The sequence below is a fragment of the Marinomonas sp. S3726 genome (genome assembly GCF_000967665.1).
Lineage (GTDB): Bacteria > Pseudomonadota > Gammaproteobacteria > Pseudomonadales > Marinomonadaceae > Marinomonas.
Genome location: NZ_JXYC01000057.1, coordinates 1 through 1,471, shown reverse-complemented (window position 1 = coordinate 1,471; position 1,471 = coordinate 1). Strand labels below are relative to the sequence as shown.

At 41.5% G+C, this 1,471-nt stretch carries 1 protein-coding gene; it reads left to right on the top strand.

Annotation, left to right across the window (positions count from 1 at the left end; genetic code table 11):
• The first annotated feature begins 93 nt into the window (after positions 1-93).
• Complete coding sequence (locus TW85_RS24770; protein WP_046019822.1) at positions 94-1,116, top strand: IS110 family transposase; 1,023 nt, start codon at positions 94-96, stop codon at positions 1,114-1,116.
• Positions 1,117-1,471: the final 355 nt, after the last annotated feature.

The window sequence follows — 1,471 nt, the reverse complement described above, 5'->3', positions numbered from 1 at the left end:
ATGGCTGATGGGATGGACGCTCCAAAGTAGCACCGGCGTCATAATGCGCCAAACTGTATGTGCTAACAACAGTTAATACTAAGGAGCATCCACATGAATAAGATTAATACGATTGCCATTGATTTAGCAAAGAATGTTTTTCAAATTTGTATTCTTTCGCCCGATCACAAAGTGATTAAGAACAAACAAGTTTCTCGAGCTCAATTACCGACTACTTTAATGAAACAAGATAAGTCTATTGTTGTCATGGAGGCTTGTTATTCTAGCCATTATTGGGCCCGACTATTTGCCGATATGGGCCATGATGTACGTATCATTCCTGCTCAGCATGTGAAACCTTTTGTTCGAGGGAACAAGAATGACCACAATGATGCCCTTGCTGTCGCAGAAGCATCATTACGACCTAACATTAGTTTTGTGCCTCTTAAAACCATTGAACAGCAAGATATTCAGGCTCTACATCGCATTCGAGATAAGTTGATCTCTCGTCGAACCAGCATTGTTAACCAAACACGAGGCCTATTAAGTGAATATGGCATCATCATGCCAAAAGGCCTATCTGGCTTTACCAAGCACATAGCCTTACTACTCGACCCTGCTGATACAAGACTCACCTCTCGTATCAAGTGTCAATTAGCAGAAGTAAAAGAAGAGTATGACAACTTATCAAGACGTCGATTATCCATACAAAAAGAGCTTGATGAATATGTTCTTGAAAATGAGCTCTGTCAGCGGCTGATGACCATTCCTGGTATCGGCATTATCAATGCAACAGCTTTATTCGCAGCCATTGGCAATGCCAGTCAGTTTGCTAATCCAAGAGAACTATCAGTTTGGCTTGGCGTAACGCCAAAGCAACATGCTAGTGGCGGCAAGTCATCGATGGGACGAATGAGTAAACGTGGTAATCAGTATTTACGCAAGCAGCTCATACATGGGGCGCGAACGTTAATCCACCGAACAAAAGGGAAGAATGACAAACTATCTGTTTGGATTAAACAACTGGTCGAACGACGTGGTGTTAATAAAGGGGCTGTAGCAATTGCAAACAGATTAGCAAGGATTGCTTGGATTTTACTTCATCGAAATGAAGCCTATAAGGCTGTACCGGCTTAATGATTAAAAAGAACTAAAGAGTAAAAAAACCGAAGCAGATCCAACCAAAGTCGACGAACAAATGATGTGAAAAGCGGGTTTTCCGCACTTAACGATAGTCTGGGTAAGACAAGGTTCTTGAAACCGAGTGGCTGATTAAGACAGTTAAGTACGGATCTCATCAAGGCCAGAAAACTAAACAAAAGGTTTTCATAACAGGCCGGATATATGTCTAGTACGACCCTTCATCGAGTTTGCGGAATTGGTAAAAGTCAAAAGCGGTTAATAAGAAAAAGACAAAACCACTCAATATACAGAGTTAAAAAGTGGTTTGGATAACTAATGCCTTGACGGCATGGGAGCGTCCATATATGTC

What these genes read in the sequence shown, in the direction of transcription:
- TW85_RS24770 (WP_046019822.1), top strand. Translation starts at nt 94, where the DNA reads ATGAATAAGATTAATACGATTGCCATTGATTTAGCAAAGAATGTTTTT.